This is a genomic window from Collinsella aerofaciens (assembly GCF_040926185.1).
Lineage (GTDB): Bacteria > Actinomycetota > Coriobacteriia > Coriobacteriales > Coriobacteriaceae > Collinsella > Collinsella aerofaciens_BC.
This window is the reverse complement of the sequence record NZ_JBCOIQ010000026.1, coordinates 13,040-30,535: the sequence shown is the minus strand read 5'-3', so window position 1 is coordinate 30,535 and position 17,496 is coordinate 13,040. Positions and strand designations below refer to the sequence as shown.

Sequence of the window (17,496 nt, the reverse complement as noted above, 5' to 3'; positions counted from 1 at the left end):
CCGAACGGCAATATTCGGTCGGGTGGGCGGCGGTGCTGATTCGCAATATAGGTGGTGTCGAAAGGGCCTAGGACTCACTTCGCAGGAGATCGTGCCTTTGTCGGTAGTCGAGGCTGGCAGCGTATTCCAAAAAACGGTCAATCATTGAACTGTCAAGGCGTAAAAGGCAGCGTAGGAAAGCGAGGTTATAGTCGAAAGAAGGGCGTCCTTCAAGTGCGAGAAAATACAGGTTGATAGCCGGTAAGGGATTGGATCCGAAGTACGAATCTAGAGCGGAGACGCGCTTTTCGTCTCCGCAGTTGCCGAAAAACCGCCAAACCCCATCATTGTGAGTGCGTTCGGAAAACCTAGAAGCATATTTGAGGATATAGCCAGGATGCTTTGGCTCGACTATCTCCAAATCTTCCAAGCAGAGATGCGTTCTGCCGTCATCGAGTCTTGCGAGGATCTCGTCGAGCTCCTCCTTGTCGGGCCCGTTCTTTATTGCTAGCAAATCAAGATAGTCAAACAGGGCCGGATGGTCACTCACGTCGATCACCGCGCCCAGCTCGTTTCTAAGGACCTTCCTGCCGATGGTTTCAGCAAGATGGTCAAGTGCTTCGTACGGGACGGGGATCGTCGAGGGCGACGAAGCGATATTGCGTGCGATTATGCTTGAGGCAGTATCTGGGGTCCTTTTGGCGATTTCCAGAAGGACTTTTCCGATAGCCCTGCCCGACTCCCACTCTTTATCGGAAATCTCATAATCTTCGGCTAGCTTTCCCAGGGCTTCGGTCAGTCGTTCTAGCGGTAACTCTTCCGCGGATATCCTCGGTTCTTTCTCTACGAGAGACTCGGAGTTCTCCAGGCCAAGTGCGTCGAATGTGCTCTGGCGGAACCCATCGAGGCTCAGAGGGGGATTCTGCGCGCATGTTTCGTAAATCTGGTTGATGCTTAAGCTGCATGAGAGATCGATTGTCGAGTCTTCGCTTATATATTTGGGGAATAGATCTTCGATCATTGAGAGCACCGAATGCATGTTTTCTGCATGCTCCGCTTCAGGTTCTTTGCCATAGAACGAGAAGTGCTGCCGAAAGGTGGATCTAACTTGCCTGCTGAATTCGGTTTCGACTAGAACGGAGAGCGCCCGGAAGCAATGGGCGTGGAGCTCGGCCAGCTCTGATGTGAAATTAAAGATCAGGGTGTTGTATGTGTACGTTATGCCGTTTTGCCGAACGCGCTGGACCCTTGAAGAGAGGTATGAACTCGTCAAGACGATCAGACATGCTGCAACATTGCGGGAATGCGATTGTTGATATTTTTGAGCGAGGGCATCGAGTTTGCTGTTTTCCAAATCGAATCCCGTACGATCGAAATCGTAAGCGAAAGCGCCGTCTTGCCCGCATGCCCAGTTGTACTCGGCCGCCCGCTCTGTGCCTCTTTCTACACACTTCACGAACAACTCGGAGGCTGTTTGCGAATACTCGCTCGAGTTCATCAGGGATACGGAAATATGCAGGGGCATAGATCCGTCCGATGTCGAATTCATGCCGAGAATTTCTTCCGATACGTCAGCGCAAGCAGCACTTTCGATGCGGTTTGAGGCAAAGGCGAGCGCCTGTACGGGGAGGAGTTGATTGAATGTGATTATGAACTGATCGGCAATTCGCTCATCCCGATTCTTTATTTCATCCCAAGCTTTCTCGCATTCCCTTCGAAGATAGTCGTACACGCTCGCACTTCCGCATACTTCAGCCATTGACTTGGCGGCTTTGAGATACGGCGCGTTCGGCATTTCTGCGGTATGCAGAATGAAATCTGCAAAACTGCCGTTCCCTTCTTTTGCGAAGTGGCGGCATATCAAGAAGTCGCGAAGATTCTGCTCTTCCATCCTTATGGCTAGCACGCCACCGGCTGAGGTAAGGATCGTGACGATTTCCTGGTCGTTCAATCTGGATGCAAAATCCCGAATCTCGGCGTCGTCGTACCCCAAGCCCAAGAGATCCTCATAACAAGGGTCTCCTTCAATAAGATCGCAGCAGTCGTAGATTGCAAGGATCTCTGCGAGACGTTGCTCTCTGCTGGAGTACCCAGCTAAGGCGGAATTCATATAGATGTTCAGAAGATCGTATGGCTCTTGGATGGCTTCGAAATTGCCGTCTGCTATGGGGCTTGCTGCCATGATAGCCAAGCGCAGGTTTCCGTTTGCGATTGCCGATACTCTCTCCCTCAGTGCTATGTTTTTTATGTTGTATTCGGTCTCGAGTATCGCTTCTATATTTTCCGCGGTTAGAGGCTCCAGCTCTATTTCTCTGAAATTTAGATAACTGCCGATTTTTGCGGTCAACTCGCTTCGGTGCATCTTCCTGCAGGTGAGGACAATCTTTAGCTTTTTGTTTTCCAAACAGATTCCCAGCAAGTGCTCAAGTGACAGGTTGCCGTTTGCATCATCGACTAGAAGGATAATGTTTTCCGACTCCGACAAAATCAGCTCGATATCATCGTCGAGATGCGATGAATACCTAGAGTCCAAGATAAGAAGATCCCAGTGATGCCGTTTGCTGAATGAGAGGCATGCGTCGAGGGCGATCTTGGTTTTCCCCGATCCAGACTGCCCCTGAATCACCACTGCCTTGTTTTGCTCTATCGATTCGACGATGACTGAAAACTCGGAATCCCTGTGCATGAGGAGCTTCGACAGGTCGGTTGAGAAACGGTCGTTCAGGCTTCGCTCGATGAAGCGGTCTGGGGCGATGAATGATCCCTTTCCGAGTGGAACGCCCAATACCGTATGCGCTAGCGCAGGGTATTTTCCATCAAGGTCGCTCGCAATTGTCTCTGGCCCGATTATTTCTATCCGTGGATCGATGGCACGGACCTCCTCGAGTACCAGAGGTGAAAGGCGAAAGTATGTGTGGCACAGGATGATTCGATCTATGAGTTGCGGATTGATTCCGGTTTTGCTCCTGTCGAGGCAGTCTTTAGCATCATTTAGCAGCTTATTGCGGATGTCGGAATTAGAGGTTGTGTATGCCGCGAAGAGGTAGTGTCCATTCTCTCCTACGGAGTACATGTCTGGCACTCCGGTCGTGGTTTTATCCGTGCCGCATTGGGATCCTAATTCAATGATGTTGTTAAGCGAATATCTCCTATATAGATACTGATTTGCTAGTGTTTGAAAACGCCCGCCTTCGATCTGCCTTAGCTCTTCTTGGATCTGATTTATTTGGGACATTTTGCTCCTCGCGATAAATTCGCCTTTTGATTTCTCTTTTCTTACTCTAGTCCGCCTACCTCAGCAAGCCTTACAAGCTCGAGGGACGAGTCGACGACGTCCTCGAAGTCAAGCCCCGCCGCATAGGCCCTCGGATAAGGCGAGCGGAGGGCGCGTGACCCCGTCGGAAATGGCCGCCGTTAGGTGCGTGTTCGAGAGCTGCGCGGCGGAGCTGGATGGAGCCTGGGCAAGGCATTAGGGCATCCTCGTCCTTGTCGTAAGACTGCCATTAGAAGATCTTCTGCAAATCCTAAGCCACGTTTCAACTTGGCAAAAGCTGCGGATCCTAGATATCGGCAAGACATTCGAGACTCTTGGATATGGCGTCGAAATAGATCCTTTGGTAATACTCCATGGTCTCGACCTTGCCGATCTCCGATCCGAGCCTCTTGGCCCAAGCTACGAGGGCCTTCCTGTCCTCGCCCTCGAGCGAGGCCGTGCACGACCTCATGTGGTCGCCCGGAAAAAGGACACTGTGCACAAGCCGAATATCTTCGGGAGGCATCTTCTCCATCGCCCTCGCGAGGAGGGAAGTGTCGAGGGAAATGAGCGACAGGATGGGTTCCGACCAGTCATCTGATTTCGAGAAAGCCAGATAGAGCTTCGTCGCGAATTGGTCGGGGGCGTTTTTCAGGACGTTGCCAAGAGACTCCGACTCCCGTTCGCGTAGCGTCGTCAAGGCGAGCTCCCTCAGCCTGTCGACCTCCTCCAAAGCCGGAATCTCATGCGCTTCGCTCGAGTCGAAAGGGATCTCCTGCCATTCGACTCGATTCTTTCCGATTGACCTCACTGCAGACTCGGGATCCCGTCCAATGGAGGATTCCATCGCCTTGACGAGCGGCGCGACCCCTTCGGGAAAGGCGTCAGCAAATTCCCCCGCAATGCCTTTGACGGCACGCAGGACGTCGGGATAGACGTCGAACGACAAGCCGCGGCTCCCGTCCCCGGGGACAATCCCGGCGACTATAGTCTCCACCATGCCAGGGACATCGGCATCGCGGAAAGTGGCGTGTCTGATGCCGTCGATACATTCAATAGCTTTCCGCGCGGCCGGCCCGTCGGGATGAAAGGTCGCAAGGTAATCTTCCAGGCAGGAACGAACATGCTTGGAATCGACCCCCTCACACCTCTCGAAAAAGCGGGGGATGAAGTCCAGAGCGGCGTATTTGAGCCGGCGCGACTCGAAAATGCCACCCCTAAGGATGGAATCCTCCCGGCTTGACGGAGGCCCGATGCGCATCCCCTTCGCCGCCCCCGCTGCAAAGCCGAAAGCCTCTTTGAAAACTGCCCTGGCAGACTCCGGGTCGGTGGGTTCAGCGAAGAACCCGGATTCCTTCATCCCGACCAGCACGGGGCGCATCTTGCTGAGGGATCGCAAGTTCGGCGATTCGCTTCCTTCAATCGCCGAAACGGCGTCCTCGAGCGCGCCTGGGTAGATGCCGCCCAGCACGCCTCCCAGAACGCGTTCCACAACCGAGCCGACCGAGGGCCTGAACCGGCACTTCCGCCAGACGGTCTTCTCGATGAGGCTCTCGTACTCCCTGGTCGTCCCCTTCTCCCCCTTCGGTCCTAGCCCTTTCCTCCACTCATCCTCGTTGCAGACGAGGAGGACCTTCTTCCTGCAGCCGACGACGAGGTGGTCGACCGCCCCGAGCAGCTCGCGAATGCCCATGTCGCACCTCTCCACGTCGTCTATGACGAGGAGGGTCTCGGGGCCGATGATGAGGTTCACGGCATTCAGCGGCGCCATCTTGAGATCGACGCCCGCCTTCTTCTCCAGCTCCCTGATCTTTTTCCCGAGGAACGATATTCCCGTGTCCTTGGCGAACCCGACGAGTGAATCCCACCTGCCCCTCTCCCCGCCGGCCGCGCACCCTATGGCGTATTTCGAGATGAAACCAGACTCAATCGCCCCGCAGAGCTCCGCTAAGTCCTTGGCGCCGTAGGCGGACGCCACCACGACGGGATGCCGGCTCTCATCCTCCTCCAGCTTCTCGGTCAGTGCGTGCTCGACAAAGTAGGTTTTCCCGCATCCCCATTCCCCGGTAAGCATGAGGGCGTACGAGTTCTCCTTGTCCTCGAGGTACTCCCTCACGACGCCGATGATGTCATCCTCGTTCACCTTGGTCGCTCCTTGTCCGCCATCGGTTTCCACCCTTACCTTTCCTATGGCCACGCGAGAGCCTACTCCAGCGCTTTCGGATCCCATTCGAACCCTTCGGCCTGCCGCCTTATCGCCGGGTCGATGCACTTCTTGACGAGCTCAAGCGCCGCGGCCGCGCGGTGCAAGCTAGTGGATGACCATTTCAAACAAATCTTTCGCGATAAAATCAACGCGCTTCTTAACGTCAAAACAACCATTCGCATAGCGTTTAGCAAAAGCTCTTGTAGTGGCATAACGCGATTCAGCGTATATGGGCAGCTTTTCCTTAAGCGATTTGTCTTTACATTTCGCGTTAAGTCGCTCTTCTAGCATGAGCAAGTTCCCAATAATCGAGTTTTCCTGAGCCTGCGAATCCGGAAGAATGTGCTCTATTGTGAATGCCTCAGAAACCCTAACACCAGACTTAAGCTCCTCGAGCAAGGCAAGGACCAACTTGCAGCGATCCTTCAACTTTGTTTCGCTATACAACGGCCACGAATGAGACCATCCAAGCGAAAGGAGATTAATTCGAAATGTTTCTTCTGAAGGCAGTTTTTCGTTAAAACTATTTTTCCACTCATCTAACACTTGCTGGGTGCAGTTCAACTCGATTGCGTATGAGTGTTTCACGATCGAATCCGATAGGTGGTTCGACTCCATTCCCCCGATTATCTTATAGCAAATATAGAACCGGTAAATAAATCCAATCGCATCATCATACTGCTCGCTCGTTAGCTGCTCTATTTCGCGAGCGTGCATTAAACTCATAAGAAGCGGCCTGAAGACGCGGACATTGTGTGTTCTTAAGAAACTCAAGATTTCCGCATTTCTGTCATCGCTGGTTGGCTCGACAATCTCTGCATAATATCCGGCTTTTAGCCTTAAATCATAGAGAAGATCAGCAGCCTTCTTTGGATCCGTAAAATCCCTTATTTTCTTATATGCTCCATCCTTGTCGCCTTGACCTAGGCGATATTTTTGAATTGCGTAGTGACGCAAAAAAGCTTTCATGTTCGAGCCGACTGTTGCTTCAATTTCCGACCATACCTGTTTTGCATCATCGCGCTTTTCTATAGGATGGATATAGCGCATAATATAGTTCTTCAGAAGCTCATGGTCCTCAAGCTCGATACCTCGCGCATTCAATATTTCGAATATTGTGTACGAATCTTCCTCAGACGATGATTTGATGTTTACATATGCGACAGAAATGACCGCATCCCTGAAGGCCAGCAACTCCTCATCCTTCATCTTGGCGAAACTTGCACTGAAATATTGGAAGGCTTTAACGATCAGTTCGTCTTTTGATCCGGACGCGCGTTTGCTCTTCGAGAAAGCCACAGCAGACATGGCAGCCGCATCTTCAGGAGAGATAGCAATTACTCCTTCGACGATCCTCGTTAATGATAAATGATTCTCCGGAGCGACGATCGCGTGCTCAACATCCTTAGTATCTATCGCCACTAGATATTTTTTTGTGCCATTAGCGTGGTTAATCATATTCCTTTTCTTGAAAGCGAACATGAGGCTAGACAGCAAGAGCGTTAGGGTAATAACTCTTTGTTGACCATCAATTATTGTAAAAACCCCGGCTGTCTTCTTCTTCTTCCTCCATCAGCACTATCGAACCGATGAAATGCGACGTAGCAACTTCCTCTGTCACAAGCTTGATGTCTTCGAATAGATCTTTCCAGTTATGCTCATCCCACACGTAAGCGCGCTGATTGCGAGGGATTCTATAGATTGAGTCATTAAGCAGCTTTCCAACCGTACTCTGACGTGCTTCAAATGCCATGTTGATCCCTTGCCTTCGCAATAGTTTTGTCGGCCTTGCCGCCTCTCGGCGTCACCAACGCCTTCGCTACAATAAAAGTCGGCACATCGCCGAGCAGGGCCGCCTTTTCGCTCGCGAACATGCCGACTGCCCCAATCAATCTCCGTCGCTGCCATCATCGTCGATTAACCAACATGTCAGCAGCAGGCAATCGTCACGTCCACAGTCCATTCTATATGCCGGCTGAGCATGGGGCGCATCTTAATCGCCAAGATATCCAGGAAGCCCGAGCTTCCAGGGAAATGCCTTCAGACGCCTTACGTTGGGTAGGCCCCCTACAGAGATCTATTGGCCGTGCACCGCAAACAACGCGTTAGGCCGTTGCACGCAATCGGCCAGCCACCCAGCATCCCCAATCCGCACCACAACTCCCTACCCCGCTCCAGCCATCGTCATCTCCATACAGTGTCCAAACCCACACCAATAAAACCAACCCACGCAACAAGCAGCCCCCGCTTAGCAACCCAAACACCACCACAAGCCAGCAAGCAATCACCAGTCTGCGTTCGCAACATCGCTTGGAACGGCAAATGCTTACCGCGCCCTTGAAACACGCCAAACTCGTCTACAACCTGCATGGAAAGGGTCATTGACGACGGCCCCTACCGCCTCGCGACCGCCCTCGACGGCTCCATGGCCGTGTCGGCCTCGGCGTCGGGCTGCTCGCTGTCGCCAAGCGCGCCGGCAAGTCGGTCCTGGTCATCGACCGCCGCGACCACATCGCCGGCAACATCTACACCGAGGACGTGGAGGGCATCCAGGTCCACCGCTACGGCGCGCACATCTTCCACACCTCCATGAGGGACGTCTGGGACTACGTCAACCGCTTCGCCGAGTTCAACAACTACGTCAACTCGCCGGTCGCCAACTTCCGCGGCAGCATGTACAACATGCCCTTCAACATGAACACCTTCGCCAAGATGTGGCCGGGCGTCGTCGCGCCGGCCGACGCCAAGGCCAAGATCGCCGAGCAGGTGGCCGCCGAGAACATCGGCGAGCCGGCAAACCTCGAGGAGCAGGCGCTGTCGCTCGTCGGCCGCGACATCTTCGAAACGCTCGTGAAGGGCTACACCGAGAAGCAGTGGGGCCGCGACTGCAAGGACCTGCCCGCGAGCATCATCAAGCGCCTCCCCTGCCGCTTCACCTACGACAACAACTACTTCAACGACCGCTACCAGGGCATCCCCATGGGCGGCTACACCAAGATGGTCGCCAACATGCTCGAGGGCGTCGAGGTGCGCTGCGGCGTGGAGTACAAGGAGCTGGCCGCCGCCCAGCCCGACATCGCCGCCAAGACGATCTACTGCGGCCCCATCGACGCGTTCTACGACTTCAAGCTGGGCACGCTCGAGTACCGCAGCCTGCGCTTCGAGACCGAGACGCTCGACGAGGCCGACCACCAGGGCGTGGCCGTGGTCAACTACACCGAGCGCGAGATCCCCTACACGCGCATCATCGAGCACAAGCACTTCGAGTTCGGCACGCAGGCCAAGACCGTCGTCACGCGCGAGTACCCGGCCGACTGGAAACCCGGTGACGAGCCCTACTACCCCATCAACGACGCCAAGAACGAGGCCCTCTACAAGCAGTACGAGGAGCTGGCGGCGCAGGAGGGCGACGTGGTCTTCGCCGGTCGCCTGGGCGGCTACAAGTACTACGACATGGACAAGGCCATCGCCGCGGCCTTCGAACTCGTCCGCAAAGAGCTGGACGTGGAGCCGACGGAAGCGTAGGAACCATCCTGAATAACTGCTGCTTGCCAACGATACGGCACAGCATTTGATTTGAGGGGTGCGGAACAAATTCCGTGCCCCTTTTATTAACAGGACCCCCTATCCGCAGGCTTGTTCCCGTAAAATAAGTCCCAACAAAATATGTGCGGAGTGCTGGCCTGGAGCTGCCTTCGGACCCTGTTGGCTGCTCACCGAGAGGCTCCGCTATGAAACGACCCCTTTACTACCTGCTCTGCGCGATCGCGTGCATGTCCATGGTCGGCGCGACGATGCCCATGGCAGCCATCGCAGAAGCCATCCAGCCTCAGGCAGCCGCAGGGCAGCAGGCGCAAGCCGACGCCACGAGCAGCGACACAGGCAAGGCCGAAGACGGCACCAACACAAATGCGACAGCAGATACCGTAGAGGACAGCACCGCAGCATCCACCGGCACCGGCGCAGCCAATACGGAAAGCGCTGACGGCACCACCGCCGCAACCGGCACGGCCACCACAGCCCCCACCCCATCCCTCCGAGCCCAATCCAGCCCCACGCCCGCCGCAATCTCCGCCACGTCACAAACCGGCTACGCCCACTCCGCCACGGCAGCCCAAAACGGCGTCACCTTCACCGTCTCGTGGAACGACGCCCCAGCGGGCACCGCGACGACCTTCCACGTAACCCAGACCAGCGGCTCGTCCCAGGCCAAGGCGCGCATGGACGTGCCCACCTATTGGGACGGCGGCAGCCAGGAAAGCGTCTGTGACCCGTCGCGCCCGGCATGGGGCAGCTACTACAACCTGGGCACCACGGGCCACGACTTTATCTTTGACTTCACAGCATCGGGCACGTACCGCATCTACTTCTACTTTATGGACAACGACAGATACGACCCCCAAAACGACAAGGGAATCTACTATCTGCGCACCACGGCGGAGGTGTCCGTAAACGATGCCGCCCGCCCAAGCGTCACGCAGATCGTCAACAACGCCGTGGCCCAGTGCAGGCAAGAAACAAACGGCTCGGAATACGACATGGCGCTTTGGCTCCACGACTGGACGCTCGACCAGCTGGAGTACGACCATAGCCTCAACTGGTGCTCGGCCGAAAGCGGCCTCACGCGCCACCAGGGCACCTGCGAGAGCTACCAGCGAATCTACTCCAAGCTCCTTAACGCAGCAGGCATCGCCAACGGGCGCATCACCGGCAACGGCCACACCTGGAACGCCGTAAAGATCGACGGCAAATGGTGCCAGATGGACCTAACCTGGGACGACACCAGTGACAACTGGTACGGAGACCTGGACCAGCGTCATCTGTACTTTGGCCTGACCGACGAGCTCATGGCAATCGCCCACTCCGACCACACGGCAAACTACCAAAAGGACGACTACGCCTACCGCTCGACCGACCTATCCAACAATTACTTTGTACGAAACGGAAAGGCCGATGAATGGGCAGAGAAGTATGCCGACCGCATTCAGCAGCACTTGGATGCCAAGGAAGAGAGCTTTTCCATCGATGCCGACAACCAGTCCTTCCCGCCGAACATCTCGGGGATTCAGAACGGGACTGTTGCGTACGCGATGAACCAGAGGGAATGGAAAGTTCAAGGCGCCAAGGTTGAGCTTACTGCGGCATCAAACGTCACCAAGGAATCGAACAGCAAATGGAGCGCTAGGTACGACCTGGCAGCAAAATACCGAATCGCAACATTAGAGAAAGTTATAGACGACGGCTCCTACCGCCTCGCGGCCGCCCTCGACGCCCGGATGGCCGTGTCGGCCTCCGCATCGGGCTGCTCGCTGTCCTCGGGCGCGGGCGCCCTCTCCCTCGAGCGCGACGGGGCGACGGGCCTCTACAGGGTCTCCTCGGGCGGCCTGATGCTGACCGAGTCGGGCAACCGGGCGGTGCTGGCCGAGGCGGACGGCTCCGCCTCGCAGCTGTGGCGCGTCTCGGCCCTGGGCGGAGGCCGCTGCTCATTCACGTCCGCCTCCGGGCTGGCGCTGGACGACCGGGGGCAGCGGACCTCGGAGGGCAACACGGTATGGCTCTACGAGCCCAACGGGGGCCCGCCCAGGCGTGGCTGCTCGCGGGCCCCGCGATCCCCCGCACGGTCGACGACGGCTCCTACCGCCTCGCGGCCGCCCTCGACGCCCGGATGGCCGTGTCGGCCTCCGCATCGGGCTGCTCGCTGTCCTCGGGCGCGGGCGCCCTCTCCCTCGAGCGCGACGGGGCGACGGGCCTCTACAGGGTCTCCTCGGGCGGCCTGATGCTGACCGAGTCGGGCAACCGGGCGGTGCTGGCCGAGGCGGACGGCTCCGCCTCGCAGCTGTGGCGCGTCTCGGCCCTGGGCGGAGGCCGCTGCTCATTCACGTCCGCCTCCGGGCTGGCGCTGGACGACCGGGGGCAGCGGACCTCGGAGGGCAACACGGTATGGCTCTACGAGCCCAACGGGGGGCCCGCCCAGGCGTGGATCCTTACCTAGTCTGCAAGATCTTTCAAATACTTTTTGACAATCTCCCGAAATGATTCAGGGAGAAGCCTTCGTGCTATTTTCTTAGTATAAAAAAATATTCCCCGCTCACGCCTTTTATACATACACTCAATGGCATGCCAACCACCTTCGACAAATGCGTCAATATAGAGCTGTCTGTCTGTTGGAAGGGTGCTCGGGCGTCGGAGCTGATCGTTGCCTTTAGCGATATCGTCAAATTCGACAGGGTACAAGTCCAGAGCGTTGCTGGATTCAATAAACTCCCTGCCGCGGTCGTTATTCACCAGCAAGCAGGAGACACCTTTCATCTGATTAAACTTCTCAGCATCTTTCAAAACGTCGGGCCTATTAACGTCGACGCCCCAAAAATCACCGATGGTAAGATCGCCGGCGCGAAATCTCCCTGCATAGGGGCACCTATAGCAGCTATCGCGAAGAGTCTTGAGGTTCAGGAACATGTCGTAGTAGGGGGATTTCGCCGCAGGAATGGTGACCTCTCTTCCGTCCTCAAGAAGAAGAAATAGAAGAAGAGAGTTGTCCCACCCCTCGCGCTTGCACCTAAACCGGAAATCAACCACGGGAGACCCAAGCTGTCTGCCATAGCCCTCAACGCAATCCGCGAACATGCGGCCGGAAGGGACGCCGTGGCAGACCAGGTCAACGGTTGTCAGGTTCTCATAATCGCCTCCGAGAAAGCCCCTAAGGCCGGCGACTTGGCAAGGCGTACCGCAGAAAAGAACCCGCCTCCCCTCGCGAAGGTCCGCCTTCACGTCGGCAAAACAAGCTCCTGCATCACTCTGCACATATTTTGAGTTAAGCAGTGGACGAAGCCCGTCAACGCTCGCCGCGCGACGGTGCCGCACCCGAAGGATGCTCCCCTCGCGCTCATAGGCAGCGCCATATGCGACCCCACCAGAAGCAATAAGCTCACGCGCAAATGCACCAAAAACGCCACCGGAGGCGGACTCCGAGACATCGTCCCTACCGGCGGCGGCAAAGAACGGTCCGGCGGAATTAGAGCCTATCCCTCGGTTAAGACCGCACGCCTTAATGCACGCGCCGCAGCCAATGCAAAGATCACCATCAATTACAGGAAGAACGAACCCATCCTTACCCTCGGACATGGTAACGGCGCCTCTAGGGCAACTAGCGGCGCACGCTCCACAGCCGCAGCAATGCGATGGCGACTCAAACAGCGTGGGAATTTCTCCCCTTTTCACAGTAGACATGCAGTTACCCCCCCCCCTATTTATGAACCGAAAGCAACTTGCGCAGAATGTCCGCATTCATATAACCGAAAAAAGCCAGCGCAATTGCAAGACAGGCAATAGCGCTCAAAAAGCCAGCACCGTAGACTGACAGATAATAAAAGGCGAACACTCCAAGAATTGAAACCAAAGTCAGAATCTGCTCAGCCCGGTCTTCGACAAGCTTCGCAAACTTAGCGACTTTAATCCTGCGGTACTCATTCACCACGATCATCGCCAAGAGGGTTGCAAAAGACGCTCCATATAGACCAAAGCGTGGAATCAACAAGACACACAGCAGGGCGCAAAGAGCAGCAGACACCGCAGTAGTGGTTCCCATAATTCCAGTCTCTTTATGTGCGGTGAAGATACCGCCATAAAAACCGGAAATATTGCTGAAGTACGTCGCCAAGAGCAATATCGGTACATACAACATGCCCTCGCCGAATGAACCCTTAATCAGGACGCCATACACAAGAGGCATAAGCGCGGACATAAGCAGAACGACGCTCATCATGAAACGCCTTAGCGCCCGATACACAGAGTTATAGAAAGCCGACTCATCCTCATCAGAGTTTAGGGCTCGAGCTGAACTCTCCTTCCAAGACTGATAGAAAAAGCCATACACCTGATCCATGATACCGGGGAACTTGTACGACACTGCATACACGCCGGCAGCAGAAGGCCCAAGCGTACTCATGATAATGAGCCTGTCCAGCAAGTTATTAATAGTCCAGGAAACCTTATTAGGGATGAGCGGAAATGAATACCGTAGAAGGTTTAAAGCATAGGAGATAGAGAGAGCCGACGGATCGATATAACGCCAGAGCCTCCGCATTACCATGAACACGAGAGCAACACCGCCCTGCGCAATGACCGTTGCAGATAGCATACCCACAACGCCCCAGCGAAGAACGGCGATAAAGAGAACATTGAGCAAAATGGTAAAAGCACTCGCGGCAAAGTTCATGACGGAATATCCCACGGTATCCCCAAAACCACGAAGGACAGCAGAAGCCATCTGCAGAAGCGCGCCAGCAACAACAAGTCCCACGACCCAGCCAAGATTTTCAGGCTCAAAAAGCAACCATACCAGAATCGCCATGACTGCAAAGCATACGCATCCGGCAAGAAGTACAGCGCATGACGCTGTCACGGCTGTAGACCGATCCTCATCGGTACGGCAGTCAATGAGAAACCGAAACAGCGCTTCATCCATAAGCAGCGAAACCGCAGGAACGCAAAATAAAGCAATAGTATTGATGTAGTCTACGGTGCCGTAATCAGCAGTGGAAAGAACCGATGTATAGAGCGGAAGCAGAAGAAACGACACGAGCTTTGTTGCCATGCCGCCAACTGCGATAATGCCGGTATTTTTGATAAGTCGACTTGTCTCTCCCATTACGAAAGCGCCTTTCTAAGATAAGCCCACGAATGCTCACGCAGAGAATCAAGAAGAGAGTCCACATCACCCCAGTCACAAGGGGGAACATCGTCGGCACACATAACGTTGACGCAACGGTCAGACAGCCCGATATTGCCCAACAAGTCGCGCATACGCGCACCAGACTTATCTGTTGCATATACGCGGAAGGGCTTATGGAAGAGAACAGAGAATACAGTTGCATGAAAGGAATTGGTAACGATGAGGTCTGCGTGTGCGATAAGAGAAACGAACTCTTCAGGGCCAACGCCAAACAGGTTAATTGAATTTGGGATATCTAGATTATTCTCAGATATATAAGCCACCTTCATGCCTGTTGCCTCCGTCATCGCGACGGTGCTCTCGATAAGCTCAGGACATTCACGCAAAAGATACATGAAAATATATTCACCTTGCAAGACATCTTTAGATGCCATGTCGGTATAGTCATCGGATTCCAACAAAAGTGTGGGATCTAAAACAACGTCGATAGGCGTATCGACAAGTGGCTGAAATAGCGGAACCGTCTCCTCCTCGCGAACAGACAAAAAATCAAACCTTGAAAGTAAATCGGATACAAGTTGCTCATCAAAATTCTCCGGTCTAAAGAAAGTGTGAGCAAGACTGGGAGCGTAAGCAACTCGTCGACTATCTCCGGCAAATGAAAGGAAATAGGGGCCAACAACACCTTGTGTGCAATCGAGATTCCAAATTTGATCGCTTCCGCAAATAAAACAATCAAACTGCTCAGCGAGTTCGTACATATCACTTTCTTTTTTCCAGAAATACGGTCTCTTTGTAAGCCTGAAATACTTTTTAGAAAATTCCGCGAATGCAGCCTTTCTAGACGACTGCTTACGCCAACAGCGCATTGCGCGCAGCGTCATCTTCGGGTGGCGAGGTTGGAAAAACCTATATTGCTCATAGTCACGAGAACGATAGTCAATTATTCGCACCTCATGCCCCATGCCTTTCAAGACTTCTTGAAGCGCATAAGACTGAAGTGCAGACCCGAAATTTAAAGCACCGTGGAAAGTAATCGTTCCAATCTTCATTATTTATCTGTTCCTGTTCACCCAAATATGAATAGCATCTGAAAGGCTGAGTCCAGTTACCCCATCAGCAGCTAGAGAAAGCGATGCGAGAAGATAGCGGCTGTAATCCGAAGTGCGCAGAGCCTTCTCAATATCCTTCCATCTACCATTCATCGAAGTACTCACCCTGCTGAACTCATCAATTGAATTGAACGTGTCACAACAACAAGCAAATAAAATCTTACGAGCGCAGTTGTCCAGAGCGACAGTTCTCCCAAGCAAGAGCGGTCCGAACAAAGGAAAAATGCGATTGAAGTCTTCCTGACTATAATTAATCCCCAGCTCTGCACGTAAAGAAATCAACTCATCAAGAACCCAATACGAATCAAGCCCTTTAACATTCGTAGGGGTAGACTGCATTATGGATCCAGGACGGATTCGGTAATAATAGCCACTCAAATCATAACAAGGTTCATCGTTAAAGCGACAATCTATCCATACCGGATGAATCAGATCTTCGTACCATGCACCAACGGGAAAACCTAGTCGATTCCAGACTTCACGACGATATAGCCTGCCCCACGGCACCATCCAACTAGCTCTATCGTTCTCTATCTCGCCAAGCAAACCATCATCAGACATATATCTAAAAGTCGATGTAACGAAATCCGCAGATGTTTCATCGAGTCTGCTCCGCATATCCTCAAGATACCCTGGCCCGATCATGTCATCAGAATCCACGAACATGATGTACTTACCGCGAGAAACTCTAAGACCCGCATTACGTGCTGCGGAAAGGCCGCCGTTTATTTGGTGAATTACAAGAACATTAGGCATTAGTCCATACGAATCGGCTATAACGCCAGAATCATCTTTAGACCCGTCATCTACAATAATAACCTCAAACTTGCCAGAAAACTCCTGTGTCACAATGGAATCAAGGCAAGGTTTGAGGTATTTTTCAACGTTGTATACAGGCACAATAATAGAAATGTCGTAAGATATGCCTTCCTTAAGAACAATAGGCATGAACATATTGGATGGTCTCTTGGAAACCATGCTAAGCTTCGCCTTAGACGCATAGGATATAGCATCGGAACGACGACATAACCTAAGTAAGCCATCATAAATAGGGCTAGAAAGTAGAAGTTTTATAGCCTTCTTAATTAAATTAAGAATATGCAACAACTGACTCCTCCCATCTTCAAAGTCGAATAAATATGCGCTTCCATCAATTCGGACATTTAAGTTATGATGCCCCAACATGCAATCAACAAGACCAATCGCAGACGGCACCCCATAGAGGAATAGACTACAAACAATAAATCACAAACGAAAGCGTCTATTGACTCACCCAGACCATGGGGGCGTTGAAGAACTTCTTTGAAAAAACGTGCAAAGACCAGCTTCTAAGCATCGACCGAAATAACTAAAGCCCAAGGAATGAATACACCGCACGACAAGACTGAACCTTTGATATCGGTTCAATCGTAAATTCTTGTCACTTAATTGAAAGCTAAGGACAAGCTCGGTCAAGACTAATAATGCTCCAACTAAATATATTAGAAAAAAGCAATAATGACCTGCATTATACAAATAGACGACGGAGACATTTAAAGCAGCTTAGTAAGTGCCGAGCAGAAAAAGAAACGATACTGCAATTTGACAAAACAAGACTATGAACTAAGTCCGGACAATTGCTGATTCGACTCTGATACTCGCTTTTAATTGTTTTATCAAATTGCCTTTTCACCTCTTTATCCACTTCACAATGCCAAAGAACTTCATCAAGATCACAATAGTGTCGACAGATACCCCTTTTGGCATTTTTTACTGAATCGCTCGACCATTCACTCGCATAACGAATCAACTCGTCGCTTACAAAGCTCCAATCAGTTATCTGATCCTCTTTAAACTGCTTCGTACTATTAGCGCCATGCTGACGATAGTAGTAAAGCGGCTCGTCAATGTGAAATAAACTCTTTGCAATATCGAAAACAGGAAGAAGTTGACAAAGATCCTCACCGTGCATAAGGCCAACTCGTTTCGAGTACCACTCATCACTGGCAAACAAATCTCTCCGAATGACCTTATTCCAAACGCTATTGAAATCGCATCCGCACAACAGGTTTTTAACAGCATCAAAAGATTCGCCCGTATGCATACCAGAACAGATATCAACTTTTAACGAGGGTTTAATAGGCATCAATCCCATGGTAAAGTCAAATGAAATGATATCAGCACCAGTCGAGGCAATTACATCGCATACCTTTTTGATGCAGCCTTCAAGAAGAGCGTCATCGGAGTCGAGCGAAAGAATATAACGCCCACTCGCCTTACGAAGACCGTCTCG

The 17,496-nt window shown here is 53.0% G+C and carries 13 protein-coding genes; 3 read left to right on the top strand and 10 right to left on the bottom strand.

Going from position 1 to position 17,496, the window contains the following annotated elements; all coding sequences use genetic code 11:
• Positions 1–67: 67 nt before the first annotated feature.
• From AB5750_RS09100 to AB5750_RS09080, 5 genes are all read right to left on the bottom strand, one after another.
• Positions 68–3,214, bottom strand: a complete 3,147-nt coding sequence (locus tag AB5750_RS09100) for a P-loop NTPase (RefSeq protein WP_368146127.1) — start codon at positions 3,212–3,214, stop codon at positions 68–70.
• Positions 3,215–3,539: 325 nt separating this feature from the next.
• Entirely contained in the window at positions 3,540–5,462 is a 1,923-nt protein-coding gene (locus AB5750_RS09095; protein WP_117840062.1) for a P-loop NTPase fold protein, read from the bottom strand.
• Between the two features lie 81 nt (positions 5,463–5,543).
• Positions 5,544–6,950 (bottom strand): DUF262 domain-containing protein, encoded by a 1,407-nt coding sequence (locus AB5750_RS09090; RefSeq protein WP_368154989.1) that lies wholly within the window; start codon positions 6,948–6,950, stop codon positions 5,544–5,546.
• A gap of 16 nt (positions 6,951–6,966) precedes the next feature.
• Complete coding sequence (locus tag AB5750_RS09085) at positions 6,967–7,191, bottom strand: GmrSD restriction endonuclease domain-containing protein (protein ID WP_368146128.1); 225 nt, start codon at positions 7,189–7,191, stop codon at positions 6,967–6,969.
• Positions 7,181–7,312 (bottom strand): hypothetical protein, encoded by a 132-nt coding sequence (locus AB5750_RS09080; protein WP_255413097.1) that lies wholly within the window; start codon positions 7,310–7,312, stop codon positions 7,181–7,183. The genes AB5750_RS09085 and AB5750_RS09080 overlap by 11 nt, the downstream gene beginning before the upstream one ends.
• A gap of 577 nt (positions 7,313–7,889) precedes the next feature.
• Here AB5750_RS09080 and glf point away from each other — a divergent pair.
• The 3 genes from glf to AB5750_RS09065 all read left to right on the top strand — a co-directional run bounded on the left by glf (position 7,890) and on the right by AB5750_RS09065 (position 11,430).
• Entirely contained in the window at positions 7,890–8,963 is a 1,074-nt protein-coding gene (gene glf, locus AB5750_RS09075) for a UDP-galactopyranose mutase (RefSeq protein ID WP_368146146.1), read from the top strand.
• A gap of 206 nt (positions 8,964–9,169) precedes the next feature.
• Positions 9,170–11,215 (top strand): transglutaminase domain-containing protein, encoded by a 2,046-nt coding sequence (locus AB5750_RS09070; RefSeq protein ID WP_368146130.1) that lies wholly within the window; start codon positions 9,170–9,172, stop codon positions 11,213–11,215.
• Complete coding sequence (locus tag AB5750_RS09065) at positions 11,215–11,430, top strand: RICIN domain-containing protein (protein ID WP_368146132.1); 216 nt, start codon at positions 11,215–11,217, stop codon at positions 11,428–11,430. The genes AB5750_RS09070 and AB5750_RS09065 overlap by 1 nt, the downstream gene beginning before the upstream one ends.
• Here AB5750_RS09065 and AB5750_RS09060 read toward each other — a convergent pair.
• The 5 genes from AB5750_RS09060 to AB5750_RS09040 form a co-directional block, all read right to left on the bottom strand.
• Entirely contained in the window at positions 11,427–12,668 is a 1,242-nt protein-coding gene (locus AB5750_RS09060) for a Coenzyme F420 hydrogenase/dehydrogenase, beta subunit C-terminal domain (protein ID WP_368146133.1), read from the bottom strand. The two genes, AB5750_RS09065 and AB5750_RS09060, sit on opposite strands and share 4 nt — an antisense overlap.
• Before the next feature lie 16 nt (positions 12,669–12,684).
• The gene (locus AB5750_RS09055; RefSeq protein ID WP_368146134.1) at positions 12,685–14,088 is read right to left on the bottom strand and encodes a lipopolysaccharide biosynthesis protein; all 1,404 of its coding nucleotides are present in this window, start codon (positions 14,086–14,088) and stop codon (positions 12,685–12,687) included.
• Complete coding sequence (locus AB5750_RS09050; RefSeq protein WP_195239714.1) at positions 14,088–15,164, bottom strand: polysaccharide pyruvyl transferase family protein; 1,077 nt, start codon at positions 15,162–15,164, stop codon at positions 14,088–14,090. Before AB5750_RS09050 ends, AB5750_RS09055 begins: the two co-directional genes overlap by 1 nt.
• A gap of 3 nt (positions 15,165–15,167) precedes the next feature.
• Positions 15,168–16,328, bottom strand: a complete 1,161-nt coding sequence (locus AB5750_RS09045; RefSeq protein ID WP_368146136.1) for a glycosyltransferase family 2 protein — start codon at positions 16,326–16,328, stop codon at positions 15,168–15,170.
• 403 nt (positions 16,329–16,731) lie between these two features.
• The coding region (locus AB5750_RS09040) for a glycosyltransferase (protein ID WP_368154987.1) at positions 16,732–17,496 on the bottom strand (765 nt) is incomplete at its 5' end.